The sequence below is a fragment of the Afipia sp. MLSD5-FHT05B12 genome (genome assembly GCF_058793355.1).
In genome coordinates, this window is sequence record NZ_JBXAFS010000004.1 from 244,233 (window position 1) to 270,980 (window position 26,748).

The following is a 26,748-nucleotide window of genomic DNA, read 5'->3' on the forward strand; positions in this document are numbered from 1 at the left end:
GGAGAGGGGAAAAGTTCGAAAAGCAGCCATGAACGCTCACGCTATAGACCTCATCAAGCAACACCTCATCGATCCGGAAATCTGCATTCGCTGCAACACCTGCGAAGAGACATGTCCGGTCGACGCGGTGACGCATGACGGCAACAACTATGTCGTCGATGCGTCGATCTGCAATCACTGCATGGACTGTATTTCGCCGTGCCCCACGGGGTCGATCGACAACTGGCGCGTGGTGACCAGAGCCTATTCGCTCGAGGAGCAATACTCGTGGGAGGAATTGCCGAAGCAGGAAGAGGTCGCGGCAGTTTCCGGAGAGGGCAGCGCAGTCGAAGCGCTGGAGGATGAAGTCTCACGGCTGCTCGAAGAGGCCCGCAAGGGGCTCGGCGGCAAGCCGGTGGCGCCGCATTCCGCCAGCAAGCCGACGGTCAATCTCTACAACCGCGGCAAGCCCGCGACCGCGACCGTCACCGGAAATTTCCGGTTGACCGACGCCAGTGCGGATTCTGATGTCCGTCACATCATTCTCGACTTCGGCGATCAGAAGTTTCCGGTGCTGGAAGGCCAGAGCATCGGCATCGTCGCGCCCGGAAATGACGAGAACGGCAAGCCGCATGTCGCGCGGCTGTATTCGGTGGCAAGCCCGCGCGGCGGCGAGAAGCCCAACACCAACAATCTTGCGCTCACCGTGAAGCGCGAAGACAAGGGCGTTTGCTCGAACTATCTTTGCGACCTGCCGCGCGGCGCGAAGGTCGAGGTCACCGGCCCGTTCGGCGCGACCTTCCTGATGCCGGACGATCCCGCCGCCAACATCGTCATGATCTGCACCGGCACCGGCTCGGCGCCATTTCGCGGCTTCACCGAGCGCCGCCGCCGCGCCATGCCCGATGCGCCGGGGCGGTTGCTGCTGTTCTTCGGAGCGCGGCGTCCGGAAGAATTGCCGTATTTCGGGCCGCTGCAAAAGGTGCCGGAGAAATTGCTCGGCAAGTATTTCTGCTACTCGCGCGTGCCGGATCAGCCGCGCGTCTATGTGCAGGATCGCATCCGCGGCGAGATGGCGCAGATCGCCGCGCTGCTGCGTGACGACAAGACCCATGTCTATATCTGCGGCCTGAAGGGCATGGAGAGCGGCGTCGATGAAGCGTTCGCCGATGCCTGCCGTTCAGCGTCGATCGACTGGCCGGCGCTGAAGCCGAAGATGCGCGAAAGCGGCCGCTATCACGTCGAGACATACTAGCGCGTTCGCTTTAGCAGGTTCGCTGCGCGGCTCTCGCAAACAAACTCCTGCCGAATGCGTAAGGCATTTTCCTGAAATGCTGCCCTAGAATAGCCGTGTCCGCTGGCCACGTTCCGCTTTTCGGAATGCCCGGTCCCGGGGTTCCAGGATCGCCGATCATGACCTGCGCTGATGAGGCGCGGGAGTGTTCCTGGCGGCACCGGGGCAATTTGTTGGCACGCCCGGCGCTCGGGCCGGGGATCGAAGCACATTATGGCGTCTGTACTTCAACTGATTTCGTCGCTGAGTATGGGCGGCTCTGAACGGTTGCTCACCAGTTTCGCAGCGAGTTGCGCGGAAAGTCCCGGTCTGCCGCAGGTCTTTGTGGTCATCAATGACAAGGTCAATGCTTATCTCGCGGAGAGCCTCACCGCGACAGGCCACCCGGTTTATTTTCTGAAACGCCCGCCCGGCCAGCGCAATCCGCGTATCGTTCTGACGCTGCTCAACATCATGCGCCGGCACGATGTCAGGATGATTCACGCGCACGACACCGGCGCGAAGCATTTCGCCATGCTGAGCAAGCTGTATCGGCCGATGAGCGTCGGCTACACGATTCACAATACCGGCCTCGTCCCTGCATGGGATCGCGTCAAGGTGCGGCTGCATCGCCGCTTCGTTGACTGGAACATCGCCATTTCTGCGGCGGTCGCGCGCGAATGCGAGGCCGCGAGGCTGCGACGGATCTTTAAAGTGCATAACGCCATTCCGCTGGCATCGTTCTGCGCACCGGTGCGCCCGCTGCGGCCAGGCGGACCGCTGCGGCTGATCAACGTCGCCCGGCTTTACCCGCGCCAGAAGGGCCAGGATATTCTGATCAAGGCCGTGGGCATCCTTCGGGCGCGCGGCCTCGACATTCATTGCGATTTTGTCGGCGATCCGCCCGAAGGCGATCGGGCGATGGTGCCGGGCCTGCAGCGCCTCGCCGCGGCGGAGGGCGTATCGGATCGCGTCCACTTTCTCTGCGACCGCACCGATATCCCGGCCTTGCTTGGGAACGCCGATATCTTCGTGCTGCCGTCGCGCTACGAAGGCTTCGGGCTTGTGCTGCTAGAGGCCATGGCGGCGGGCGTGCCGGTGGTCGCCGCCGATGTCGACGGGCCGGCCGAGCTTCTGGTCGATGGATCAAACGGCATCAAGTTCAAGGCCTGCTCGGCGGAGGATCTTGCCGACAGGATCGCAGCCCTTGCAGGCAATCCCGAAGCTGCCGCGCGGATCGCGACGACCGCGCAGCACTTCGTGACCGAGTTCGATATTGCCAATATGCGCGAACAGTATTTCGCGATCTACCGGCAGATGATGAAGGCGGCCTAGCCTTCCCCGGCGACCGGAAGTCCGGGGCTCGCATAGACGATGCCGCCGTCGACCGCGATGGCGTTGCCAACCACATAGTCTCCGGCGCGCGAGGCCAGGTAGATCGCAACACCCGCCATGTCCTCCGGCGTGCCGATGCGCTTTGCGGGAATGCGCGACGCGACGGCGTCCGCATGGTCACGCGCCGCGGTGTTCATGTCGGACTGGAATGCGCCGGGACAGATCGCGGTGACAATGACGTTGTCCTGGATCAGCTTCGCCGCCATGCGCCGGGTGAGGTGGATCACCGCCGCCTTGCTGGCCTGATAGGAGTATGTCTCCAGCGGATTGACGAACAGGCCGTCGATCGACGCGATGTTGATGACCTTGCCGGGCTTGTCCCTGGTCGCTGCGGCGCGCAGCGGCTTCGCCAGCGCCTTGGTGAGGAAGAACAGCGACTTGACGTTGAGGTTCATCACCTTGTCCCAGCCGGCTTCCGGAAACTCGTCGAAGTTTGCGCCCCAGGCCGCGCCGGCATTGTTGACGAGGATGTCGATCTTCGGCTCGCGCTTGATCAGTTCTTCGGCCAGCTTCTCGCAGCCGGCGACGGTGGACATGTCGATCGGCAGCGCGATGCATTCGCCGCCATAGGCGGCGGTCAGTTCCTTGGCGGTTTCCTCGCAGGGCCCGGCCTTGCGCGCGGTGATGTAGACCTTCGCGGCGCCCTGGGCGAGAAAGCCCGACGCGATCATCTTGCCGATGCCGCGCGAGCCGCCGGTGACGACGGCGATGCGGCCCTTCAGTGAAAACAGATCCTTGAACATGGTGCCTCCTGTTGCTTTGGCGGCGATATAGCGCCAGCAACGAAGCCCAAGTCAAGGAATGGCGGGAATGCGCAACCTGTTTGAAACGCGTTCTACGCCGCGTCGCCGCGGCGGAAGCCGTTCCACATCGCGGTCGCGGCGCCAGATGTCAGCACCGACAGGAAGCGCGTGGTCTGGTAGTTGCCGTTCAGCGAAATGCGCGGCAGTGCCGTGAGGTGTTCGGCGTTCTCGGCGAAGATCATGCCGGGCCGCGTGGTCACGGCGGTTGCGAAGCCAAGCTCCCTTGCCATCGCGAATTCGCGCGCCCCCGCCGCGGCCTTGTCGCCATAGGGATAGGCGAAATGCCGCGCGGGCTTTTGCAGGTGGTGTTCGATCCGTGCCCGGCTGTCGCGCATCTGGCGCAGTGCGCCGGTCTCGGACTCGCGCGCCAGATTGCAGTGGCTGACGGTGTGCGCGCCGATGCTCACCAGCGGATCGGCGGAAAATATCTTCAATTCATCCCATGACATGCACAGCTCGCGCGCAATCGCAGAATCGTCCACGCCATGCCGCGCACACAATGCGCCGACCTCGCGCTGGACCTCGGCGTCGCTTCCGAGCGAGCGCAGCCAGTCGTGGACCTGGTTGAATGCGTCCTGCTTGGCGGCGGCGTCATGCGCATCGAGCCGCAGCATCGTGCCGTCGTGGATGATCTCGATGGTCCCGGCCTTGGCGACGACGCGCTCCAGTGCCTCCCACCACAGCCTGCCGGTGCCTTCGGCGAAATCGCTGGCGACATAGACCGTGAACGGCGCGTTGTGTTCGCGCATCACGGGAAGCGCGTGGTCGCGGTTGTTGCGATAGCCGTCGTCGAAGGTGAAGCAGGCGAAGCGGCGCGCGAAGTCGTGATCCCGCATCCGGCGATGCGCTTCGTCCATCGACACGATGTCGACATCGTGCGCGCGGACATGCGCCAGCACCTCGCGCAGGAATTCGGGGGTGATTTCCAGGTGCCGGTTGGGCTGGAACGGATCGTCGTGGGCCGGGCGAACGTGATGCAGCATGAAGATGGCGCCGACGCCCGCCAGGATCGGCCGCAGCACATGGTGCATGCCGGTGAAATACAGCGCATCGAGGCCGGCGCGAATGACGTTGTGGCGAAGCTGCTTCATGGCGGCGGGCTCGGGCCGATCGCTTGATGGATCCGGCCCCGAGATTTGGCAGAAACCGTTGAACAAACGGTTATGCGGATAGTCGAAACACCCGCCGGTAGGCCCGGAACGGGCCTTCGGCATCCGGTCCAATTCCGCGTTCATTTCCCGTTTGACACCCCGCCAAGGGTTTGTTTTGTCTCCATCCCGTCAGGTGAAGGTCCGGGATGAGCCGAATATCCAGTTGGGCGCGAAAATGGTGGCCGGGGTTGATTCCCCTGGGATTCCTTTGGATCGGCGCGATCTGGACGAATACCTCGCCTCTTGAGACCGATCTCACGGCGCGCGCGACCGCCGCGCTCAAGGACACGGTCCTCGACAAGACCCGCATTTCCGTGTCCGGCCGCGATGTCACGCTGTCGGCGGACGCGTTTTCGGAAGAGGGCCGGCGCAGCGCTGCCTCGCAGGTCGAGGCCGTGACCGGCGTGCGGCTGCTCAACGACGACACCCGCCTGATCGCCGAAGCCAGGCCGTTCGAATGGTCGGTCGAGCGCGACGTGGTCAGGATCACGCTCAACGGGCACGCGCCGTTGCCTGCGAGCAAGGCGCGGCTGGCGGACGCCACGCGGGCCGCGGCCGCTGGTACCGAGGTCTCGGACCGGATGGTTCTGGCGCGGGGCGCGCCGCCGCGGTTCGACAGCGCGGCGCTGCTGCTGATCGATCAGATCGGCAAGCTCAAGGACGGCAAGATCACGCTGAGCGACACAGCCGTCAGCCTGACCGGCATGGCGCGTGAAATCGGCAGTCGCGAGGCGATCCTGGCGGCGCTCAGAAACCTCCCCGAAGGTTATTCGGTGAAGGAGAACGCCATCAAGGCGCCGCCCTATGTCTTCCGCGCCAACAAGGACCCGGTCGCGAATACCGTCACCCTCGAAGGTTATGTGCCCGACAACAATGTGCATGCCGCCATCGTCGCGGCGGTCGGCCGCAAGTTCTTCGCTGAAAAGCTGGTGGACAATCTGAAGGCGAGCGCCGGTGCGCCGCAGGGATTCCAGAACGCGGTGGTGGCCGCGCTTGGCGCGCTGTCGCGGGTCTCGACCGGCTCGCTGATGCTCTCGGACCGGGAGGTCAAGCTGTCGGGCGATGCGCTTTATGCGGTCGCGGCGGACCAGATTCGCGGCAGCATCGGCGGCGAGTTGCCGCAGGGCTGGGGCGTCAAGGCGGACGTTTCCGTCAAGCCGGTGGCCAGCGCGGTCGATCCGACCGTTTGCCAGCAGTTGTTTTTCGAACTGCTGGGCAAGGCGAAGATCAGGTTCGACTCTGGCCGCGCCACCATCGACAGGGATTCCATGGGTCTGCTCGACAAGCTGATTGAAACAGCGTTGCGCTGTCCGACCGCCAACATCGAGGTGGCAGGTCACACCGACAGCGACGGCGACAATACCGCCAATATGGCGCTGTCCGAAAAGCGCGCGCAGGCGGTGTCGGATTATCTGATCAAGGCCGGGCTGCCGCCGGATCGGCTGAGAGCGGTGGGCTATGGCAGTTCGCAGCCAGTTGCCGCCAACGATACCGACGACGGCAAGGCCAAGAACCGGCGCATCGACTTCGTGGTGAAATGAACATGACGATGCCGTCACGTCAGAGGAACGACACCTGATGATCTACCTTGCGGCATTCAACTGGGGCTGGGTGCTGGCATCAGCCGTCGCCGGTCTCGCAATGGGGTGGGTCGCGGTGGTCCATCGCGGGCGCGGCTGGTCCACAACGACGCTGCGCAAGGTCGCGGTGCTGGTCGCAGTGCTCATCCTGGCTTCGGTGTTTCATCTCGCGCCGGGCCGGGCCGGATACTGGCTCGACCTCGGTCTTGTCCTGTTCGCCGCTTATGTCCTCGGTTGCGCGGTCGGCTCGTGGTTGCGCAGCCTTGTGGTCGCGCGGCACACGGCAGCAGGCTGACGCGAGATGGCAAGCCTGACGTCGCATTTCCGGATGCTCGGCCACTACAATGCGTGGGCGAACGCGCGGCTGTATGAGGCCGCCGGCCGTCTCGGCGAGGCCGGCTACCGGGCTGATCGCGGCGCCTTCTTCAAGTCCGTCCACGGCACGCTGAATCATCTGCTGGCAACAGATCGCATCTGGATGAAGCGCTTTACCGGCGAGGGCGATGCGCCGGACCGGCTCGATGCGATCCTGTTCGAGACGTTCGACGCGCTCCGCGCTGCCCGTGTGGCGGAAGACAGCCGGATCGTGGCCTATGTCGATGGACTGGATGATGCGCGCATCGCCGGAACGATTTCCTATCGGCGCGTCTCAAGCCCCGAGCATTTCGTGCAGGAACTGGCTCCGGCTCTGGCGCACTGGTTCAATCACCAGACCCATCACCGCGGCCAGACTCATGCGCTTTTGACAGGGCTCGGACAGCCCGCCACCGAACTGGACCTGCTGTTTTTTCAGCGCGAGCAGGTCAAATCGGCGTCATCGCCCTGACACGGCAGCGGCACCGTTGCGGTGCGGCGGAGAACCGCGATCTTAATATGATCCTTAACGTGACTTCCGCATTGTAAATGGGCTCAAATCGGTGATACCGGCCCTCGCGGTCGCCGCGCCGGTCTGCTAGGACAGCATTGCCGGAAAAGGTGCTTGCTGGAATTTTTGAGGTCTGGATGCTGGAGACACTGCGCGGGGCCATCGCGTACATGCGCGAGAAGCAGATCCTGCACAAGCTTGGTGTCGCGATCAGCATCGCGATCATCGCGACCGCTTGTTACATCCTCTATCACATGCTCGAGGGTCTCGATGTCGACGACCTCTATGAGGCATTGCGCGGCACCGAAACCCGCACCATCGTACTCGCCGGACTTTGCGTCGCGGCCGGCTATTTCACGCTGACGTTCTATGACCTGTTCGCGCTGCGTGCCATCGGACGCGACGCCGTGCCTTACCGGGTCGCCGCTTTTGCCGGCTTCACCAGCTATTCGATCGGCCACAATGTCGGCGCCAGCGTCTTCACCGGCGGCGTGGTGCGGTATCGGGTCTATTCGGCGTGGGGTCTTTCGGCGGTCGATGTCGCCAAGGTCTGCTTCCTCGCCGGATTGACGTTCTGGCTCGGCAACGCCGCCGTGCTGGGCCTTGGCGTCGCCTACCATCCGGAAGCGGCCGCCTCCATCGACAAGCTGCCGATCTGGCTCAATCGCGTCGCTGCGGTCGGCATCCTGCTTTGCCTGTGTGCCTACGTCGTTTGGGTCTGGATGAAGCCGCGCGAAGTCGGCCGCGGGAGCTGGACTGTCATTCTTCCAGGCGGACCGCTGACGCTTTTGCAGATCCTGATCGGTATCGTCGATCTCGGCTTCTGCGCGCTGGCGATGTACATTCTGGTTCCCGATGAACCGCATGTCGGGTTCATCGTGGTCGCGGTGATCTTCGTCTCTGCGACGCTGCTCGGTTTCGCCAGTCATTCACCGGGCGGCCTCGGCGTATTCGATGCCGCGATGCTGGTTGGATTGTTCCAGTTCGACCGGGAGGAACTGCTGGCCGGGATGCTGTTGTTCCGGGTGCTTTATTATCTCGTCCCGTTCATTATTTCTGTCATCTTGCTCTCGCTTCGGGAGCTTATTGTCGGTCTTCGGGCGAAGCGGGTCTCCGCGGCCCTGCAAAGGCTCGACGAAGCCGCGAAGTCTCCGTCGGCCAAGGAGCCGCCCCAGGGATCACGGTCTCCGGTCTCGTAGGGTCCGGTCTCGCAGGGTGGGCTGGCGTCAGCCCGACGGGCGCGAAACAGGTGTTGCGCATGACGATGACGTCTCCAAATTCCGGTTTTGCTCCGTGGTCGGACAGGCTGCGGCGGTCGGCGATCATTCTGATCGCGACGGCGCTCGGCCTCATAGCCTCGGTGATGTTCGGCGGCCTGACGCTGCCGCAGGCCGGGCTGGTGTTCGTCGTGATCGCGGGCGCGGCACTCGTGCCATGGCATTTGCATCAGTCCGTTCCAACGGCCGAAGACATGATCGGCGCGCGGCCCGCGGAGATGCCGGTGGTGCAGGCGCTGGTCGGCGGAATGCCCGACGCGGCCGTGCTGCTCGACCGCGCCGGGCGCGTGCTGCATTTCAACACCGCCGCGGCGCAACTGGCGCCGGCTCTGCGCAAGAACGAACTGGCGCTGTTCGCGCTGCGCTCTCCCGAAATCATCGCGGCGCTGCGCGAAGCCATCGCCACCCGCCAGCCGCAGCGAGCCAGCTATGTGGACCGCGTTCCTGTCGACCGCTGGATGGAATTGATCGTGACGCCGCTGTCGTTGCCGACCGCGTTCGGCGGCAGCGAATACTGCATCCTGATGACCTTCCAGGATCAGACGCCGCTGCGCCGGGTCGAGGAAATGCGCGCCGATTTCGTCGCCAATGCGAGCCACGAATTGCGCACCCCGCTGGCCGCGCTGTCAGGATTCATCGATACCCTGCAAGGCCCGGCGCGCGAGGATGCCAAGGCGCGCGAACGCTTTCTCGGCATCATGCACGCACAGGCGACGCGCATGGCGCGGCTGATCGACGATCTGCTGTCGTTGTCGCGGGTTGAACTCAGCGCGCATGTGCGTCCCGAAAAACTGGTCGATGTCGTGCCGCTGGTGCGTCAGGTGGTCGATGGCCTCGAGCCGCTGGCGAGCGAGCGTCAGGTTGTGATCGATGTCGAGCTTCCGCAGGAGCCGGTTGTCGTCGCGGGTGACAACGAGGAATTGCTGCGCCTGCTGGAAAACCTGATCGAGAACGGGCTCAAATACGGTGCGTCCGGCGGACGCGTCGTGGTGTCACTGACCGAACCCGCGCCTAGCGACGCCGGTGAAATTCGCCTCGCGGTGCGGGACTTCGGTCCCGGCATCGCGCCGGAGCATTTGCCGCGCCTGACCGAACGGTTCTATCGCGTCGATGTCGGCGACAGCCGCGCGCAGGGCGGCACCGGACTGGGCCTGTCGCTGGTCAAGCATATCCTCAACCGTCATCGCGGGCGGCTTCTGATCGAGAGCGTTCCCGGTCACGGCGCGACCTTCACCGCATGCTTCCCGGCAGCGAAGACTCCGGCCAGCGAGAAGACCGCGGCGAAAGAATAGGGGCATGATCCCGAAAGGCGGGAGCCGGTTTTAGGACCGGATCTTGCCCGACAGGAAGCAGGCATCGGCGGTCACAGTCTCGCCGCGAGATCGCAAAGCCGTTCTTTGCAGAAGGGTGCCATGTCGCAACAAAAAAACCTCATCGGATCGATGAGGCTTTTTCGCTGTTGATGTCGGGATTTCCGGCTATTTCGTGCTTGGCCGCGAGGTGCGGCGGCGATCGCTCGCCGGCTGATAGGCGACGCGCGAATGATGCGCGCAGTACGGCAGGCTGGTGAGCGCCTTGCCGCCGCAGAAGAAGAAATCCGCACTGCCCGGATCGCCGACCGGCCAGTGGCAGGTGTTCTCGTTGAGCTCCAGCAGACTGAGACGCTGGCTTATCGGCACCACGTTGTCATAGGCAATCGGATCCGGCTCGGCTTCGACCTCAAAGACATGGGCGAGCGCGGTGTTGCCGCGCGACACCGGGCGGCTGATCCGCATCATATGCTGCGCCGGGCGCACCTTGCGCTGCCGTGGCGCCGCGGATGACGGGCTCTTGGCCCGGCCGGAGAGACCCAGCCGATGCACCTTGCCGATCACGGCGTTGCGGGTGATGTTTCCGAGTTCGGCGGCGATCTGGCTTGCCGAAAGCCCGGATTCCCAAAGCTTCTTCAACTGTTCAACGCGATCGTCGGTCCAGCTTATTACCGTCATCGCACTCTTCCTTTTGATATCGCGCCGGCCATTTTTGACGCGGCGTCGCGATTGCAAAGGGTCCAAAATCCCTGTCGGCAGAATCCCTTAGCCCTCGCCGGCTGCATGAACAGCAACCGGGCGTTTACGCCGTACCGAAGACAATCGAGGATCAGAACCGCCGCACGAGATGTCGTACCCAACGCCAAGAATGCTACAATATGCCGTGACTCACGCGCAAGAGTCGGGCATGGCGCGTCCACATGTTCCGGTCAAAAAGCAAATAAATTCGATCTTTGTGCGACGCTAAAAATCGCGGCTTTCTTGCCCTGCGTGGCGGTTTCAATGCCGGAACAGGTCTAAAAACACCGGATTATGCTTCAGCCGCAGTGACAAACGGGCTGCCGCCCTTCCTTGAGAAGGGCTCGCGTGGATTGACACAACAGGGTCCGCCAATAGAATAACCGTCACGTGCCGCCTTTTTCGGGCGGCACGTTTCGTTTCCGGGGCAGGCAACAGGGCAATGAGCGCTGATGCGATCACGCCGCTGCCGGCCCCTTACCATCGATCAGGTCGCCATGAGCCATACTGCCAAGCCGCATCTCGACTCTCACATGTTGCCGGTTTTTGCCCGCGCCGATGTCGCTTTCGAGCGCGGCGAGGGCCCGTGGCTGATCGCGACCAACGGCGACCGCTATCTCGATTTCACCAGCGGCGTGGCGGTGAACGCGCTCGGTCACGCGCATCCGCATCTGGTCGCTGCCGTGCAGGAGCAGGCCGCGAAGCTGTGGCATGTCTCGAACCTGTTCACGATTCCGGAAGGTGAGCGGCTGGCGGCGCGGCTGTGCGACGCAAGCTTCGCCGACGTGGTGTTCTTCTGCAATTCCGGCGCGGAAGCGATGGAAGCCGCCATCAAGATGGCGCGCAAGTTTCAGGCGGTGAACGGCCACCCGGAACGCTATCGGCTGATTACCTTTGAAGGTGCGTTCCATGGCCGCACGCTTGCGACACTCGCCGCCGGCGGTCAGCAGAAATATCTCGAAGGCTTCGGGCCGCGGGTCGAGGGCTTCGATCAGGTGCCGCTCGGCGATCTTGAAGCCACCAGGAAGGCGATCGGCCCCCACACCGCGGGCATCATCATCGAGCCATGGCAGGGCGAGGGCGGCGTGCGCGCGGCGGACCCTTCGTTCTTCCGCGCGCTGCGGCAGCTCTGCGACGACAACAAGCTCGTTCTGGTGTTCGACGAGGTGCAGACCGGCATGGGCCGCACCGGCAGTCTGTTCGCTTACGAGAAGACCGGCGTTGAACCCGATATCATGGCGCTGGCAAAGGCGCTTGGCGGCGGATTCCCGATCGGCGCGTGTCTTGCCACGGCGGCTGCCGCCGCGGGCATGACGCCGGGCACCCACGGTTCGACATTCGGCGGCAATCTGCTCGCAGTGGCCGCCGGCAACGCCGTGCTCGATGTGATGCTGGCGCCGAAGTTCTTCGACCATGTGCAGCGTTCGTCGCTGCTGCTGAAACAGAAGCTGGCGTCGATCGTCGACCGTTATCCCGACGTTGTCGATGAGGTCCGGGGCGACGGCCTGCTGATCGGCCTGAAAGCGGTGGTGCCTGCCGGCGATCTCGTCGCCGCGTTCCGCAACGAAAAGCTGCTCACCGTCGGCGCCGGCGAGAACGTCGTGCGATTGCTGCCGCCGCTGATCGTGACCGAGGCGGAGATCGAGGACGCTGTGTCGCGTGTCGAGCGCGTGTGCGCAAAGCTGACGCGCGTTCCCGCGCGGCGCGAGGCCGCGCGATGAGCAAGTCGCCGCGTCACTTTCTCGATCTGTTCGATATGCCGGCCAGGGAGCTGCGGACAATTCTCGACGCCAGCATGGCGATGAAGCAGAAGCGCAAGGCCGGGGACATTTCCGCCAGGCCGCTGGACGGCAAGACGCTGGCGATGATCTTCGACAAGCCGTCGACGCGCACCCGTGTCTCGTTCGATGTCGGCATGCGCCAGCTCGGCGGCGAAGCCATCATGCTGACCGGCGCTGAAATGCAGCTCGGTCGCGGCGAAACCATCGCCGATACCGCGCGGGTGCTGTCGCGATTTGTCGATGCGATCATGATCCGGATTCTCAACCACGAAGCGCTGACCGAGCTCGCGGCGCACGCCACCGTGCCCGTGATCAACGGCCTGACCCGGCGTTCGCATCCCTGTCAGGTGATGGCGGACGTGATGACCTTCGAAGAGCATCTCGGTCCGATCAAGGGACGCACGGTGGCGTGGACCGGCGACGACAACAATGTGCTGGCGTCGTGGGCGCATGCCGCGGAGCGGTTCGGATTCAACCTGCGCGTTGCGACGCCGCCGGAACTCGCCCCCAACAAGCTGCTGAAGGACTGGATCAAGGCGACAGACGCGCCGATCGTGCTTGGCACCAAAGCCGACGAGATGGTGCGCGGTGCCGATTGCGTGGTCACCGACACCTGGGTGTCGATGGGCGACAAGGACGGCGAACATCGTCACAACCTGCTGAAGCCCTATCAGGTCAATGCGAAGCTGATGTCGCTGGCAAATCCCGACGCCATCTTCATGCATTGCCTTCCGGCGCATCGCGGCGAGGAGGTCACCGACGAGGTAATCGACGGCCCGCAGTCGGTGGTGTTCGACGAGGCCGAAAATCGCCTGCACGCCCAAAAGGGCATTCTGGCCTGGTGCATGCACGCGATCGGCTAGGTGCCTCGGCGCGTTCCTGCTCCGTTTTCGGGAAGCCTTGTTCCCGATCCGCTCCCTTTTTTGCGGAACAAGGCACCCTATATTGTGCGGACACCTAGTGGAGTGGATTTGACATTCGCTACCCAATGGGCGGCGAGTCCGTAAAGCGAATGTCAAATCCAAAACTCCACTAGAAACTTATATTTGCGAGTGGTCCGTCGATTCTAACATTCGGAAAAATGCCTGCTGAAATGGGATGCGAATGTTAGAATCGGACCACTAGCTTGATCCATCATTGCCCTGGGGCCGGAAGTCAGACCGTCATGGTTTGAGCTTTTCACTGCGGCAATTCGGTTCTCCTGAAAAGAATGCGTTCGATATGACTCTCGAAAGCCAAATCCGTGCCCCCTCCGCGACGCCGGTGGATGATGCCGTGCTGCCCTTTGAAGTCAGCGCGCTGGACGTGCGCGGCCGATTGACGAAGATGGGGCCGGCGCTCGATGAGATTCTGACCAAGCACGATTATCCGGCACCCGTCGGCAAACTGCTCGGCGAGGCCATCGTGCTCACGACGCTGCTCGGCTCGACACTGAAGTTCGATGGCCGCTTCATCCTGCAGACCCAGACCGACGGCCCGGTGTCGCTGATCGTGGTCGATTTCCAGGCGCCCAACCGGCTGCGCGCCTATGCGCGCTTCGATGCAAGCAAGCTTGAGGCGGGTCAGGATTCCGCGGCGCTGCTCGGCCACGGGCATCTGGCCATGACCATCGATCAGGGCGCCGACATGAGCCGCTATCAAGGGCTCGTCGCGCTCGAGGGCGGCAATCTGGAAGATGCGGCGCATGAATACTTTCTGCGCTCGGAGCAAATTCCGACGCGGGTGCGGCTCGCGGTCGGCGAGGAATTTCGCGGCGGCGACGGTCCGAAGCATCGCTGGCGCGGCGGCGGCATGCTGATGCAGTTTTTGCCCAAGGCGCCGGAGCGCGCGCGGCAGCCCGATCTGCATCCCGGCGACGCGCCTGAAAGCGCTGTCGTTCACGAAATCCCGGAAGACGATGCTTGGGCCGAAAGCCGTTCGCTGTTCGGCACCATCGAGGACGTCGAATTGATTGATCCGGATCTGTCGGGCGAACGACTATTGTTCCGGCTGTTTCACGAACGCGGCGTGCGGGTGTTTCCGACGCAGGCGATGCGGGCGCAGTGCTCCTGCTCGCGCGATGCTGTGGCGGGAATGCTCGCGAGTTTTGACCCGAAAGACCGCGCCGACATGGTGGAGAACGGCAAGGTGGTCGTGACCTGCGAGTTCTGCAGCTCGGTGTATGAGTTCACGCCGGATGAGGCGGGTGTCGAGCCGGGGTGACGGCGATGCGCGGTGGTGACGAACTGTGGTTAGACGCACGATGTCGCATCACATGCAATCGTCGTCCCCGCGAAAGCGGGGACCCATAACCACCGAACCCCCGTCGATGGCGAGAAGATCGCTCCGGCATCTCCCTCAATCCGAAGACTCAGGGAGTATGGGTCCCCGCCTGCGCGGGGACGACGTGGTGAGATTTCGAATGACAACGAGCCTGCAACATTTCGTGATGGGGATGTAGATCCCCGCGCTCTGAACCGCGCTTAAGTTCATCGCGTCCCGTTCGTGAGGGGCGCTTCTCGAGGGCGCTTGTGAAGCGGAGCAGGATGCGGCGCCTGCGCGCACGGTTCGCACCCGTGTCGTCCGGGAGGCTGGGGTCAGCGTCCGGGCCAACTACGTGGCTCTGCCTTCAGTGGCTGGACGCGGACAGGCACGAACGCGGCGAAAGCCGCCGGATCGGGGCGTGAAAGCGCTCGTCCTGTCCCGGAAGAACGCTCCCCTCGCCCAAAATCGCCGCCAAATAGCAGTCAAGCTTGCGCAGACTGCGCAAACCTGACTGTGGAGCGCCGTGAGGCGATGCGCTTCCTCATCGCAAGAGGAAGCGAGACAACACATTTGCGCCTCGCGGCGCTCCATGCCCCTCGTCAGGGGGCCGGACTAAAGGCTCACCTCGCGCGTGGCGCGAGAGCAATTATGCGTGGCTGTTTGAAATATTTGAAAGTGGCTGTTTGAAAATTGAATCTGAATTCGAGATAACGCGAGACATCTCAACACCTTCAATGTCGTCCTCGCGAAAGCGGGGACCCATAACCACCGTCCTCAGTAAGAACCAAAGAAAGAGTTGACCCGCTATCGCGACAGCATCGAAGACTCAGGGAGTATGGGTCCCCGCTTTCGCGGGGACGACATGGAGAAAAATCGCGAAGCCGGACCCGCACGCTATCGCACTAGCCACGATCGTCATCACCGGGCTTGTGGTTATGGGTCTCCGCCTTCGCGGAGATATCCACGGTGGCGCGAATGCCAAATCCGCTTCTAGTTCAGCGTCCGCTTGTAGCTTGGACTGTCGAGCGAGAAAGCCGGGATATCGATGTCGAACGGTTCGCCGCTTTCGGTCACCATCTGGTAGCTGCCGGTCATGAATCCGGATGGTGTCTGAAGCGGCACTCCGCTGGTGTATTCGAACCGCTCGCCCGGCTCGAGCACCGGCTGTTCGCCGACCACACCCTCGCCGCGGACTTCCTGGCTGCGGCCGGCCCCGTCGGTGATGATCCAGTGGCGTGTCTTGAGCTGCACGGTCTCATTCCCCGAATTGACGATGGCGATCGTGTAGGCCCAGAAAAAATGGCCATCTTCGGCCGACGAGCGCTCGGGCAGGAAGCTCGGCTCGACGATCACTTCAATCTGGCGGGTCACGGCGCGATACATGGTGTCCGTCCACATTCGGGTCACAGGATAGCAGACCTCTCATCCCTTGCGTAGGCACCAATACTCGATCTTGATGGGTGCGGCGGCCTGTCCAGGATACGAAGTCGCGCCGATCATTGTTTCAACATCGTTGCCATCCAGCATTCTTCCAGACGCCTGTCCAATGGAATGCTTGCAATTTGCGGGCCGCTTTGATCTTCCGTAGGATCAGGCATGAGCTGCCGGCTTCCTGACGGAACCGACTGAAACGGACTCGACCGGAATGACGCTCGTGACCACCCAGACGACCGATCAGGCTGTTGCGAAGGCGCCTGCGAAGGCCGTGGCTGCCGCGGGCGAACGCGAACTGCGCCTCGATCTGTTTCGCGGCATTGCGCTGTGGCTGATCTTCATCGACCATCTGCCGCCGAATATCCTGACCTGGTTCACGATCCGCAACTACGGTTTCAGCGATGCCACCGAGATCTTCATTTTCATCTCGGGATACACGGCGGCGTTCGTCTACAGCCGCGCGATGCTCGATCGCGGCTTCGTGGTGGCGAGCGCGCGCATCTTCAAGCGCGTCTGGCAAATCTATGTGGCGCACGTTTTCCTGTTCACGATCTACCTCGCGGAAATCTCCTACATCGCGTCGCGGTTCGATAACCCGCTCTATGCGGAAGAAATGGGGATCCTCGATTTTCTCAAGCAGCCCGACGTTACGATCGTTCAGGCACTGCTGCTGAAATTCCGGCCCGTCAATATGGACGTCTTGCCGCTTTACATCGTGCTCATGATCTTCCTGCCGGGGATCATCTGGCTGATGCAGCGCAAGGCTGACCTCGCTCTGGCATTGTCGGTCCTGCTCTATGCCGTCACATGGGAGTTCGATCTTACTCTCCCGGCCTATCCGAACGGGACGTGGTTCTTCAATCCGTTCGCCTGGCAGTTGCTCTTTGTGTTCGGGGCGTGGTGCGCGCTGGGCGGCGCGAAGCGTATGGCCCGTATTCTGTCGTCACGGATTACGCTCTGGCTTTGTATCGCCTATCTTGCGTTTGCGTTCTGTGTGACGCTGACCTGGCATGTGCCGCAACTCAACACCTTCATGCCGCGCTGGCTGGAAAGCTGGATGTACCCGATCAACAAGACCGATCTCGACGTGCTGCGTTTTGCCCATTTCCTCGCACTCGCGGCGATCACGGTGCGCTTTATCCCGGCGAGCTGGCCGGGTCTGAAATCGCCGTGGCTGCGCCCGGTCATCCGATGCGGTCAGCACTCGCTGGAAATTTTTTGCCTCGGCGTCTTCCTGGCGTTCGCGGGCCACTTTGTCCTCGCCGAAGTGTCCGGCGGAGCGTGGATGCATTTCTTCGTCAGCGTCGCAGGGATTGTCATCATGTCAGCCGCCGCATGGCTGTTTTCGTGGTACAAGATCGAGGCAGGCAAAACCGACAAACGCGCGAAAGGCGCGGAAAGCGACGCCGATCTCGCGGGAGGCGGATCATGAAAGCGCTGCTGGTTGCAGGGATGGTGATGGGTCTCCTGGCTGTTTCTCCGTCGCGTGCGGAGAGCCCCGGTTGCGTCGTGCCGGCTTACCTCCTGACGACCGAGAGCGCATTTCCGAAAGTCGCGGATGCGATCAAGACCAGGAAACGGCTGGACATCCTCGTGATCGGCAGCGGCTCTTCGGCTCTGGCCGGCGCTGACGGGGCGAGCGCGTCCTATCCAGCCCGGCTCGAGGCGACCTTGCGCGAGAACCTCGCTGGCGTGACCGTTAATGTCCGGACCGATCTTCGGCCCAAGAAGACTGCCGCGGAGGCGGCCGCCGGGTTTGGCCAACTGATCGAAAAGCTTCCGCAGGACCAGAAGCCGGATCTCGTGATCTGGCAGACGGGGACCGTCGATGCGATCCGGTCAATCGACACCGACGATTTTCGCGCAGCGCTGGATGGCGGCATCGGCGCCTTGCAGAAGGCCGGCGCCGATGTGCTCTTGATCAATCTTCAATACAACCCACGTATGGAAACGATGCTCTCGGTCACGCCGTATAACGATACGATGCGGGTGGTCGCGCAGGAGCACGAAATTCCGGTGTTCGATCGCTTCTCGATCATGCGGCACTGGAGCGAGGCCGGTGATTTCGATTTGTTCGGGCCGGTGCATGGATTTGGAATGGCGAAACTGGTTCATGACTGCATCGGCCGGTCGCTGTCGGCGATGATCGTCGAGGCGTCGCACATTAATCCGGCGGAGCTCAGGATTCAACGTTGATGAATTTTTACGGTCGTTTGGCGATTGCAGCCATGGCGGGGGCAATGATGTGCGGATCGCCGTCCGTCTCCCCGGTGTTGGCGCAGACATCTCAAGCGCAGCCGAAGGGACTCGGGACCAAAGCCATTGAGACGGCGAGGAGCGTCGCAAGAGGGGCGGGCGATATTCTGACCCGCGTGCCTTGCCTGCCCGCCAAGGGAGTGAAGGACGTTCCGGGTTCGCTGCCGCGCGTTGCGCGGCGGATCGCGGCGGATGAGCCGGTGACCATCGTCGCGTTTGGTTCGTCGACCACGGTCGGTTACGGCACGTCGGCCGCCTATAACTATCCCAGCCGCCTTGCCGATCAGTTGCGCCGCAAATTTCCCACCGCCGACATCAGTGTCATCAATCGCGGCATGGGCGGACAGGATGCGCCCGAAATGATGAAGCGGTTCGATGTCGCCGTTCTCGACGCAGATCCGGATCTTGTGATCTGGCAGCTCGGCACCAATGCCGTCGTCAAGGGCAGCGCCAGCGATATCGCGGCGACGGCTGAGCTGGTGGAGGACGGCATCGCGCGCCTTCAGGCCCGTGGCATCGATGTCGTGCTGATCGATCCGCAATATGTTCCAGCCGTTGCTGCAAAAACCGAGAATGCCAGCAAGATGGTGAAACTGCTCGGCGACGTCGCCAAGCTCAAGAACGTCTCGGTGTTTCCGCGCTTCGAAGTCATGCGGCAGTGGCACGAGGACGAGAAGATGCCGTTCGACAAGTTCGTGATCGGCGACGGCCTGCACATGAACGACTGGGGCTACGCGTGCTTCGCCCAGTTGCTTGGCGACACCATCATCAAGTCGGTGGGGCAGGTGAAGGCCGGGGTCAACATCCCGAGCAACGTGATGACTTTTCGGCCGATGTAGGGTTGCGTTAGATCGTCAGCTTGCCTTCGATGCATGTCTGCGTCTCGCCGCCGATCCAGATATCGTCACCGTCGCGCGTGACATAAATGCGGCCCTCTCGCCCAAGCACGGTACCCTGGCTCGCGACATATGCAGCGGGTGCAAGTCCTGCGGACATCAGCCATTGCGCGAGACCGGCATTCAGGCTGCCTGTGACGGGGTCTTCGGTCGAGCGGTTGGATACGAACGCGCGAACCTCGAAAGAGGCATCCTTACCGTCGCGCGAAGGGTCCCAAGGCGCGACCACGCCAAGCTTCAGATTCCCAAGGGCCGGGTAGTCCGGCGTCAGCGACAGGATCTCCGTTCGCGACGTCAGCATCACCGCCACCCAGCCGGGGCCGTTGTCGATCCACTGCGATGCCGTGATGGCGTCCCGGCGAACCTGCAGGCCGCGGGCGATCTGATCGAGAATATCGCTTTCGACATTGCCGGTCCGGCGCAGAGGAGGCGCGGCAAATGCCAGCCTGTTCCCGTCGCGTCTGATTTTGATAAGGCCTGCACCGCATTCCTGAACGACGTGGGCCTGCTTGGCGGCATTTCCGAGGCTCAGCCAGACATGGCAACTGCCCAATGTCGGATGACCGGCAAACGGCAGTTCGCCTGATGGCGTAAAGATCCGCAGGCGATAGTCAGCCTCTGCCGTCGTCGGTTTCAGAAGAAAGGTGGTTTCGCTCAGGTTCGTCCAGTTCGCGAGCCCAGCCATGGCGTCGTCGGAAAGCCCGTCGGCGCCAATGACCACGGCAAGCGGATTACCCTTGAGCCGTTTGCCGGTGAAGACATCGACCTGCTGGAACGAAAATGTACTCATGAAATTTCCAGCTCGCTTCTGCCTTCACGCCTTCTCCAGCGCGGCCGTCAGATCCTCGATCAGGTCGTCCTGATGCTCCAGCCCCGCCGAGAAGCGGATGAAGCCTTCGCTGATGCCGAGTTCGGCGCGCGCCTCCGGCGTCAAGCGCTGATGCGTCGTGGTCGCCGGATGGGTGACGATGCTCTTCGAGTCGCCGAGGTTGTTGGAGATCCGCGCCAGCTTCAGCGCATTCAGCGTGCGGAACGCCGCGGCCTTGCCGCCCTTGACCTCGAAGCCGATCAGCGTCGAGCCGGCGCGCATCTGCTTCTTGACGATGGCGGCTTGCGGATGATCGGCCCGGCCAGGATAGATCAGCCGCGAGATTTTCGGATGCTTCGCCAGCGCATCGGCGATGGCGGCCGCGCTTTCGGTTTGTGCCTTGACCCGGATGCTCAGCGTCTCAAGCCCTTTCAGCAGCACCCATGCGTTGAACGGCGACATCGCAGGCCCTGTCTGGCGCAGGAACGTATGAATGTGCTCCTGGATGAAAGCCTCCGACGACAGGATGATGCCGCCGAGGCAGCGGCCCTGACCGTCGATGTGCTTGGTCGCCGAATAAACCACAACGTCGGCGCCGAGCGTCAGCGGGCTCTGCCAGATCGGGGTCGCGAACACGTTGTCCACGATCAGCCGCGCGCCACCGCGATGCGCGATCTCGGCGACGGCGCCGATATCGACAACGTCGAGGGTCGGATTGGTCGGGCTTTCGAGGAAGCACGATTTGGTGTTCGGACGCATCGCCTTTTGCCACTGGTCGAGGTCATGGCCGTCCACCAGCGTGGACTCGATGCCGTAGCGCGGCAGCAGATCCTCCACCACATAACGGCAGGAACCGAACAGCGCTTTCGCCGCGACCACGTGATCGCCGGCCTTGAGCGGAGCGAGGATCGCGGTGGTGACCGCAGCCATGCCGGTCGCGGTGGCGCGCGCGGCCTCGGCGCCTTCGAGTTCGATCATGCGCTGCTCGAACATCGACACCGTCGGATTCGAGAATCGTGAATACAGGAAGCCGGGATCTGCGCCGGTGAAGCGCGCTTCGCACTGTTCGGCGGTGTCGTAGATGAACCCCTGCGTCAGGAACAGCGCTTCGGAGGTTTCGCCGTACTGCGAACGCAGCGTGCCGGAATGCACGAGGCGGGTTTCGGGGCGATAATTGCGGGTCGGGGACAGCTGCTTGGCTGCGGGCGTTTTGGTCTCGGACATGTGTACTCCATCGTGGCCACCTTGCGGTGGACACAAAAAAACCGGCCTGGAAAATCTTTCCACAAGCCGGGATCACACTGTCCCCGGCCTGTTTAGCGAGTTATTTAACGTGGCTGCAAGCCGGCCGGCTCAAATGACCACGGGATAAGTCCTAGCCTTAATCCCGCACGCTCTTTCCGTCAAGCACCCCATCGGATAACCGATATTTGCTGACTTTCTGCATATCCGGGCAGCTAAACGAGGACAGAAAAGGTGCCTTTCCCCCTGCCACCCGACGCGACAGGAATTCTGCCCGACCGCATGATCGCGGCAATGGCCGATGCCGGCCTGATCCTGCCGGAATATCCGTTCGTTGAAAGCCAGATTCAGCCGGCCAGTCTTGACCTGCGTCTCGGTGCGATTGCCTATCGCGTGCGCGCGAGCTTCTTGCCGGGGCCGGACATAACGGTGGCGCAGCGCATCGACGAACTGAAGCTGCACGAGATTGATCTGTCCGATGGCGCGGTGCTGGAAACCAACTGCGTCTATATCGTGCCGCTGCTGGAAAGCCTCGCGCTGCCGCCGATGATTCAGGCCGCCGCGAATCCGAAGAGCTCCACCGGCCGCCTTGATGTTTTCACCCGCGTGATCGCCGACGGCACACGCCGCTTCGACATGATTGCCGCCGGTTATCACGGTCCGCTCTATGCGGAGATCAGTCCCAAGACATTTCCAGTGCTGTTGCGCGAAGGATCGCGGCTGTCGCAGATCCGGTTCCGCACCGGTCATGCGCTGCTCGACAGCGATGAGTTGCACGCGCTGCACGCGGCCGAGCGGCTGGTCGACAGCGACGAGACCGATCTCGCCGGCGGTGTGGCCTTGAGCGTCGATCTGTCCGGCGAAGGCTCCGACGGATTTGTCGGCTACCGCGCCAAGCGCCACACCGGCGTGGTCGATGTCGATCGCCGCGCAGGATACACGGTGGGAGAATTCTGGGAGCCGATCCGCGCGCGGCCGGATCGCAGCCTGATCCTCGATCCCGGCGAGTTCTATATTCTCGCCTCGAAGGAAGCGGTGCAGGTGCCGCCGGACTTCGCCGCTGAGATGGTGCCGTTCGATCCGCTGGTCGGAGAATTCCGCGTCCATTATGCGGGCTTCTTCGATCCCGGCTTCGGCTATGCGGGTGCGGGCGGACAGGGCTCGCGCGCGGTGCTGGAAGTGCGCTCGCGCGAAGTGCCGTTCATTCTCGAACATGGCCAGATCGTCGGCCGCCTTGTGTACGAAAGGATGCTGTCGCGCCCCGATGCGTTGTATGGCCAGCGTATCGCGTCGAACTATCAGGGCCAGGGCCTGAAGCTCTCGAAGCATTTCCGCACCTGACGTGGATCGGATTAGCGAGCATCTGGCGTCTTGCGCCCAAGCCACTCCAGAAACGCCGCAAGCTGCGGATTGCCGGCCTTCGCTTTCGGATAGACCAGATAGAACGAATTCCGGGTCTGCCGGACGTGCCTGAACGGCTGCACGAGACGGCCCTGCGCCAGTTCATCCACCACCAGCGTCTCGATGCCCATCGCGACGCCGATATCGTCCAGCGCGGCCTGGAAGGCGAGCGTCTGGTTCTCGAACGTGATGCCGCGCGTGCCGTCGACGCCTTTGGCTCCGGCTTCTTCCAGCCAGCGCGGCCAGTCCTCGGGCCGCGATGTGGCGTGAATGAGCTGATGATGGGCGAGATCGCGCGGATGTTTCAGCGGCACGTGTCCCTTCAGCCGCGCCGGGCTACAGATCGGAAACACCGTGATCGGGCACAACTTCATTGATGCAAGACCCGGCCAGCGGCCGTTGCCGACCATCACCGCGGCATCGAACGGATCGCGGCTGAAGTCGGCGCTGTCGAGCGATGTTGTGAGCTGGATGTCGATTTCGGGATGCTGGTCATGAAAGCTGCGCCAGCGCGGGATCAGCCAGCGAATCGCAAAGCTTGGATAGGCGCAGATGGCGAGCGGCCGCCGGCGGCCCGGTATCCGCGCCCGCTCCGTCGCGGTTGAGATTTTCTCCAGCGCGCTCTGGATGTCCTGCATGTAGGCGCGCCCTTCGGCGGTCAGTTCCACCGTCCTGTTGGCCCGCCTGAACAGCGGCGTTCCAAGATGGCTTTCGAGGTTCTGGATCTGCCGGCTCACTGCGCCGGGCGTCACGCCCAACTCGTCTGCCGCGTGCAGAAAACTCATCCGTCGGGCAGCGGCTTCGAACACCGGCAGGCTGGAAAGAGGCGGCAGTCGCCGGGTCATGGCGGACCCCAATTGAGAAATTATCAATCGAAGCTTACCGAAATCTCGTTTGCCACGCCACCGAAAAGCTCTCAACCTTGCGCCGGAACGGGACGACGACCGCCGCTGGCGATCGTCCCGCGTGAAAGCAGAAACGCTGGAGAGGATCGCTCATGAACCTGCCGCTCACGCCGGGCGCTGCTCAGCTCATTGCGCCGGACACCACGGGCCAAAATTTCTATCGCGCGGATCCGATCCTTGCCGATCTGTTGCGCATCCATCTTCCCGCCGCGCTGTTTCAGCACATCGAGCCGCATCTGGACCGGCTCGGCTCGCTCGCCGGCGGTCATCTCGATGAATGCGCGCGCCTCGCCGACAAGCATGGTCCGGTGCTGCATCAGCGCGACCGCTTCGGCAATGACCGGCAATGGATCGAATATCATCCCGCCTATCGCGAGCTTGAACGCACGGCTTACGGCGAGTTCGGCATTCATGCGATGTCACATCGCAAGGGCATTCTCGGCTGGGCGGACACCTATCCGGCCGTCGCCAAACACGCCTTCACGTTCCTGTTCAATCAGGCCGAGTTCGGGCTTGGCTGTCCGATCAACGTCACCGACGGCGCGGCGCGGCTGCTGTCGCGCTTTGGCGACGACGCGCTGAAAGCAAAATATCTCGACGGCCTGACCCAGACCGACATGACGAAGCTCACACAAGGCGGGCAGTTCATGACGGAAAAAGAAGGCGGCTCCGATGTCGGCAAGCTGACCACCATTGCCGTGCAGGAAGGCAATCACTGGCGGCTGCACGGCGAGAAATGGTTCTGCTCGAACGCCGACGCCAAGATGGTGATGCTGCTGGCGCGGCCGGAAGGCGCGGTCGGCGGGACGCAGGGCGTCGGCCTGTTCCTGATGCCGCGTGAACTCGATGATGGCTCGCCGAACCATTACCGCATTGTGCGCCTCAAGGATAAACTCGGCACCCGCTCAATGGCGTCCGGCGAGATCAAACTTGAGGGCGCGATTGCTTATGCTGTGGGCCGTCTCGATCGCGGCTTTGTGCAGATGGCCGAAATGGTCAACTGGTCGCGGCTGTCCAATGGTGTGAAGTCCGCCGCATTGATGCGCCGCGCGCACCACGATGCCAATACGGTCGCCAACAATCGCGTGGTGTTCGGTCGCCGCATTGTCGATATGCCGCTGGCGCGGCGGCAGTTGATGAAGATCATGCTGGCGACCGAACAGGCGGTGTCGATGAGCTTCGTCACGGCCGATGCACTGGACCGCGCCGAGGCAGGCAGCCAGGATGCCGCCGCATTGCTCCGCGTGCTGACACCGACGCTGAAATATCGCGCCACGCGCGATGCGCGCAAGGTATGCGGCGAAGCGATGGAGATGCGCGGCGGCATCGGTTACATCGAAGAGTTCGCGACGCCGCGGCTGCTGCGCGACGCGCATCTCGGTTCGATCTGGGAAGGCACCGGCAATATCGTTGCCCTTGACACGCTGAAGCGCGCAGTCGGCCGGCACGGTGCCGAAGCGGCGCTCGGCGCCGATCTCCATGCGCGGATTGACGATGCGCCGGGCATTCCGCAGGGCTGGCGCGACCGTCTTCATAACCTGACGGACAAGGCGATCGGCTTCGCCCGCGAGGTGGCCGGGCACTCCGAGAACGAAGCCGAGGCTCGCCGTGCCACCAGCACGCTCTATCACGTCGCCAGCGCGGTGACGTTCGCCTGGGAGGGCAGCCGGATTCATGCCCTGCGTGGTGACGCGCGCAGACTGCTGCTCTCAAAGCTCGTGGTCGATCACCGCCTGACGGCCCAAGACCCGTTCGCGGTTTTGCCGGGCGAACGTGATGGTGCGGTTGCCGAGAGGCTGCTCGGCGACAGGCCCATGTCGATGGCGGATGCCGCCGGGATACTCGGTTCGGCCTGACTCCGAGCCGGTGACTGGGCGCCATGCGCAAGGCGCGCATCGCGGGTCAGCGGTTTGATGGTAAGGGTCGGCGGAGGCGGCTGATATGAATGAGACCGCCACGCCGGGGAGTGCATGTCCGAGCTGGGAGCTGCCGAAATTCCTGTGGTGCAGGCGGATGAGAAACCGCCGCTGCCTGCTGTCAAAGGCCCCTTCAGAAATCCGCTGCTTGATGGCCCGATTCTTTCGACGTTGTTGAAACTGGCTGCTCCCAACGTCGTCGCATTGACCGCCGGCACCTGCGTCGCGATCGCCGAGACATCCTATATCGGCCGCCTTGGCGTCGAGCCGCTGGCCGCGATGGCGCTGGTGTTTCCGTTCGTCATTCTGATGATGACCATGTCGGGGGGTGCGATGGGCGGCGGCGTCGCATCCGCAATTGCGCGCGCGCTGGGCGCCAACGATGCCGATCGCGCATCCGCGCTTGCCGTGCATGCATTGATGATCGGAATTTGCTTCGGCCTGACCTTCATGATCGGCATGCTGATCTTCGGGCCGTCTCTGTTTGCCGCCCTCGGAGGCCGGGGCCGTGTTCTGAATGAGGCTATCGGTTACTCGCAGATCTTCTTCGGCGGCGCGGTGCTACCATGGGTCATGAACACGCTGGCGGCGCTGTTGCGCGGGACCGGCAACATGAAGCTGCCGTCGGCGATCATTCTCAACTCGGCGTTCTTTCAGGTTTTGTTCGGCGGCGTACTCGGTCTTGGTTTCGGACCTGTGCCGCAGTTCGGCATGCGCGGCGTTGCTGCCGGCACGCTGATGGCGTTCTCGATCGGGGCGGCGATCATGGCGTGGTATCTGCTGTCCGGCCGCAGCCGCGTGAAGCTGAATTTCAGGGACTTCCGGTTTCAGCGCGCCATGTTCTATGACATCTTGCAGGTGGGAGCCATCTCCTGCTTTTCACCGTTGCAGATCGTGCTGACGGTGACGATCTTCACGCATCTGCTGGCGAATTTCGGAACCGAGGTTCTCGCGGGTTACGGGATCGGCGCGCGGCTCGAATTCATGCTGACGTCGCTGGCGTTCGCTGTCGGCATTGCATCGGTGCCGATGATCGGCATGGCGATCGGCGCAGGCCGTATCGCCCGGGCCCGGCGGATTGCCTGGACGGCCGGCGGCGTATCGTTCGCGGCGGTCGGTTTCTTCGGCGGCTTCTTCGCCCTTTATCCGGATATCTGGGTGAACATCTTTACCGACAACGCCGCCGTGCGGGCTGCGAGCCGTGAGTATCTCTCCATCGTCGGGCCTTTCCTGGCCTTCGTCGGCCTCGCGATTTCGCTTTATTTCTCCTCGCAGGGCGCCGCGCGCGTGATCGGGCCGGTGCTTGCACAGACGGCGCGGCTTGCATTCGTCATGGCGGGCGGTTGGTGGCTGATGTCGTATGGTGCGGTCAGCACGCACTTCTTCTGGCTGGCAGCGGTGTCCATGATTCTGCTGGGTATCCTCGCCGCTGCCGCAGTTCGTTTCACGAACTGGGGAGCGAGAGATGCGGCCAGCAAGGCTGGATGAGGATCG

At 62.9% G+C, this 26,748-nt stretch carries 23 protein-coding genes and 1 riboswitch; of the genes, 16 read left to right on the forward strand and 7 right to left on the reverse strand.

Features of this window, described 5'->3' with window-relative positions; genetic code table 11:
• Positions 1-28 precede the first annotated feature (28 nt).
• Positions 29-1,234 carry a benzoyl-CoA 2,3-epoxidase subunit BoxA gene (gene boxA, locus AC1Q6J_RS08255; RefSeq protein ID WP_492278830.1) on the forward strand — a complete coding sequence of 402 codons (1,206 nt, stop codon included), beginning with the start codon at positions 29-31 and terminating at the stop codon, positions 1,232-1,234.
• A gap of 252 nt (positions 1,235-1,486) precedes the next feature.
• On the forward strand, positions 1,487-2,587 hold the full coding sequence (locus AC1Q6J_RS08260) for a glycosyltransferase (protein WP_492278831.1): 1,101 nt from the start codon (positions 1,487-1,489) through the stop codon (positions 2,585-2,587).
• Here the strand turns inward: AC1Q6J_RS08260 and AC1Q6J_RS08265 are convergent.
• Positions 2,584-3,390 carry an SDR family NAD(P)-dependent oxidoreductase gene (locus AC1Q6J_RS08265; protein WP_492278832.1) on the reverse strand — a complete coding sequence of 269 codons (807 nt, stop codon included), beginning with the start codon at positions 3,388-3,390 and terminating at the stop codon, positions 2,584-2,586. The genes AC1Q6J_RS08260 and AC1Q6J_RS08265 overlap by 4 nt on opposite strands.
• A 92-nt stretch (positions 3,391-3,482) precedes the next feature.
• Positions 3,483-4,541, reverse strand: coding sequence for a polysaccharide deacetylase family protein (locus tag AC1Q6J_RS08270; RefSeq protein ID WP_492278833.1), 1,059 nt, complete (start codon positions 4,539-4,541; stop codon positions 3,483-3,485).
• Between the two features lie 206 nt (positions 4,542-4,747).
• Here AC1Q6J_RS08270 and AC1Q6J_RS08275 point away from each other — a divergent pair, with 206 nt between their 5' ends.
• The 5 genes from AC1Q6J_RS08275 (at position 4,748) to AC1Q6J_RS08295 (ending at position 9,615) form a co-directional block, all read left to right on the forward strand.
• Complete coding sequence (locus tag AC1Q6J_RS08275; RefSeq protein WP_492278834.1) at positions 4,748-6,142, forward strand: OmpA family protein; 1,395 nt, start codon at positions 4,748-4,750, stop codon at positions 6,140-6,142.
• Between the two features lie 37 nt (positions 6,143-6,179).
• Entirely contained in the window at positions 6,180-6,476 is a 297-nt protein-coding gene (locus AC1Q6J_RS08280; protein WP_492278835.1) for a hypothetical protein, read from the forward strand.
• A 15-nt stretch (positions 6,477-6,491) separates the two neighbouring features.
• Entirely contained in the window at positions 6,492-7,007 is a 516-nt protein-coding gene (locus AC1Q6J_RS08285; protein ID WP_492278966.1) for a DinB family protein, read from the forward strand.
• A gap of 176 nt (positions 7,008-7,183) precedes the next feature.
• On the forward strand, positions 7,184-8,245 hold the full coding sequence (locus AC1Q6J_RS08290) for a lysylphosphatidylglycerol synthase domain-containing protein (protein ID WP_492278836.1): 1,062 nt from the start codon (positions 7,184-7,186) through the stop codon (positions 8,243-8,245).
• A gap of 59 nt (positions 8,246-8,304) precedes the next feature.
• Positions 8,305-9,615 (forward strand): ATP-binding protein, encoded by a 1,311-nt coding sequence (locus tag AC1Q6J_RS08295; RefSeq protein ID WP_492278837.1) that lies wholly within the window; start codon positions 8,305-8,307, stop codon positions 9,613-9,615.
• A 186-nt stretch (positions 9,616-9,801) separates the two neighbouring features.
• Here the strand turns inward: AC1Q6J_RS08295 and AC1Q6J_RS08300 are convergent, their stop codons facing one another.
• Positions 9,802-10,311, reverse strand: a complete 510-nt coding sequence (locus tag AC1Q6J_RS08300; RefSeq protein WP_492278838.1) for a GcrA family cell cycle regulator — start codon at positions 10,309-10,311, stop codon at positions 9,802-9,804.
• A gap of 557 nt (positions 10,312-10,868) precedes the next feature.
• Between AC1Q6J_RS08300 and AC1Q6J_RS08305 the strand changes: the two genes are divergently transcribed.
• The 3 genes from AC1Q6J_RS08305 to AC1Q6J_RS08315 all read left to right on the forward strand — a co-directional run bounded on the left by AC1Q6J_RS08305 (position 10,869) and on the right by AC1Q6J_RS08315 (position 14,354).
• The gene (locus AC1Q6J_RS08305; protein ID WP_492278839.1) at positions 10,869-12,092 is read left to right on the forward strand and encodes an aspartate aminotransferase family protein; all 1,224 of its coding nucleotides are present in this window, start codon (positions 10,869-10,871) and stop codon (positions 12,090-12,092) included.
• Entirely contained in the window at positions 12,089-13,015 is a 927-nt protein-coding gene (gene argF / locus AC1Q6J_RS08310) for an ornithine carbamoyltransferase (RefSeq protein WP_492278840.1), read from the forward strand. Before AC1Q6J_RS08305 ends, argF begins: the two co-directional genes overlap by 4 nt.
• 358 nt (positions 13,016-13,373) lie before the next feature.
• Positions 13,374-14,354 (forward strand): Hsp33 family molecular chaperone, encoded by a 981-nt coding sequence (locus AC1Q6J_RS08315; RefSeq protein WP_492278841.1) that lies wholly within the window; start codon positions 13,374-13,376, stop codon positions 14,352-14,354.
• A gap of 1,032 nt (positions 14,355-15,386) precedes the next feature.
• On the opposite strand, the gene apaG is transcribed toward AC1Q6J_RS08315, so the two are convergent.
• Complete coding sequence (gene apaG / locus AC1Q6J_RS08320) at positions 15,387-15,779, reverse strand: Co2+/Mg2+ efflux protein ApaG (RefSeq protein ID WP_492278967.1); 393 nt, start codon at positions 15,777-15,779, stop codon at positions 15,387-15,389.
• A gap of 262 nt (positions 15,780-16,041) precedes the next feature.
• Between apaG and AC1Q6J_RS08325 the strand changes: the two genes are divergently transcribed.
• The 3 genes from AC1Q6J_RS08325 to AC1Q6J_RS08335 are packed head-to-tail and all read left to right on the forward strand — an operon-like array spanning position 16,042 to position 18,925.
• Positions 16,042-17,262: an OpgC domain-containing protein gene (locus AC1Q6J_RS08325; RefSeq protein ID WP_492278842.1), complete on the forward strand. Its 1,221-nt coding sequence runs from the start codon at positions 16,042-16,044 to the stop codon at positions 17,260-17,262.
• Positions 17,259-18,026: an SGNH/GDSL hydrolase family protein gene (locus tag AC1Q6J_RS08330; RefSeq protein WP_492278843.1), complete on the forward strand. Its 768-nt coding sequence runs from the start codon at positions 17,259-17,261 to the stop codon at positions 18,024-18,026. The genes AC1Q6J_RS08325 and AC1Q6J_RS08330 overlap by 4 nt, the downstream gene beginning before the upstream one ends.
• Complete coding sequence (locus tag AC1Q6J_RS08335; protein WP_492278844.1) at positions 18,026-18,925, forward strand: SGNH/GDSL hydrolase family protein; 900 nt, start codon at positions 18,026-18,028, stop codon at positions 18,923-18,925. The genes AC1Q6J_RS08330 and AC1Q6J_RS08335 overlap by 1 nt, the downstream gene beginning before the upstream one ends.
• Positions 18,926-18,932: 7 nt before the next feature.
• Here the strand turns inward: AC1Q6J_RS08335 and AC1Q6J_RS08340 are convergent, their stop codons facing one another.
• Positions 18,933-19,772, reverse strand: a complete 840-nt coding sequence (locus AC1Q6J_RS08340) for a PhzF family phenazine biosynthesis protein (protein WP_492278845.1) — start codon at positions 19,770-19,772, stop codon at positions 18,933-18,935.
• 24 nt (positions 19,773-19,796) lie between these two features.
• The gene (locus AC1Q6J_RS08345; RefSeq protein WP_492278846.1) at positions 19,797-21,014 is read right to left on the reverse strand and encodes an O-succinylhomoserine sulfhydrylase; all 1,218 of its coding nucleotides are present in this window, start codon (positions 21,012-21,014) and stop codon (positions 19,797-19,799) included.
• 71 nt (positions 21,015-21,085) lie between these two features.
• A riboswitch (SAM riboswitch) is annotated at positions 21,086-21,165 on the reverse strand.
• 101 nt (positions 21,166-21,266) lie between these two features.
• On the opposite strand from AC1Q6J_RS08345, the gene AC1Q6J_RS08350 reads away from it, so the two are divergent.
• Positions 21,267-22,373, forward strand: coding sequence for a 2'-deoxycytidine 5'-triphosphate deaminase (locus tag AC1Q6J_RS08350; RefSeq protein ID WP_492278847.1), 1,107 nt, complete (start codon positions 21,267-21,269; stop codon positions 22,371-22,373).
• Positions 22,374-22,384: 11 nt separating this feature from the next.
• Here the strand turns inward: AC1Q6J_RS08350 and gcvA are convergent, their stop codons facing one another.
• Complete coding sequence (gcvA, locus tag AC1Q6J_RS08355; protein ID WP_492278848.1) at positions 22,385-23,278, reverse strand: transcriptional regulator GcvA; 894 nt, start codon at positions 23,276-23,278, stop codon at positions 22,385-22,387.
• Between the two features lie 152 nt (positions 23,279-23,430).
• Here gcvA and AC1Q6J_RS08360 point away from each other — a divergent pair, with 152 nt between their 5' ends.
• Positions 23,431-25,194, forward strand: coding sequence for an acyl-CoA dehydrogenase family protein (locus tag AC1Q6J_RS08360; protein WP_492278849.1), 1,764 nt, complete (start codon positions 23,431-23,433; stop codon positions 25,192-25,194).
• A 114-nt stretch (positions 25,195-25,308) separates the two neighbouring features.
• Positions 25,309-26,742 carry an MATE family efflux transporter gene (locus AC1Q6J_RS08365; RefSeq protein ID WP_492278850.1) on the forward strand — a complete coding sequence of 478 codons (1,434 nt, stop codon included), beginning with the start codon at positions 25,309-25,311 and terminating at the stop codon, positions 26,740-26,742.
• Positions 26,743-26,748: the final 6 nt, after the last annotated feature.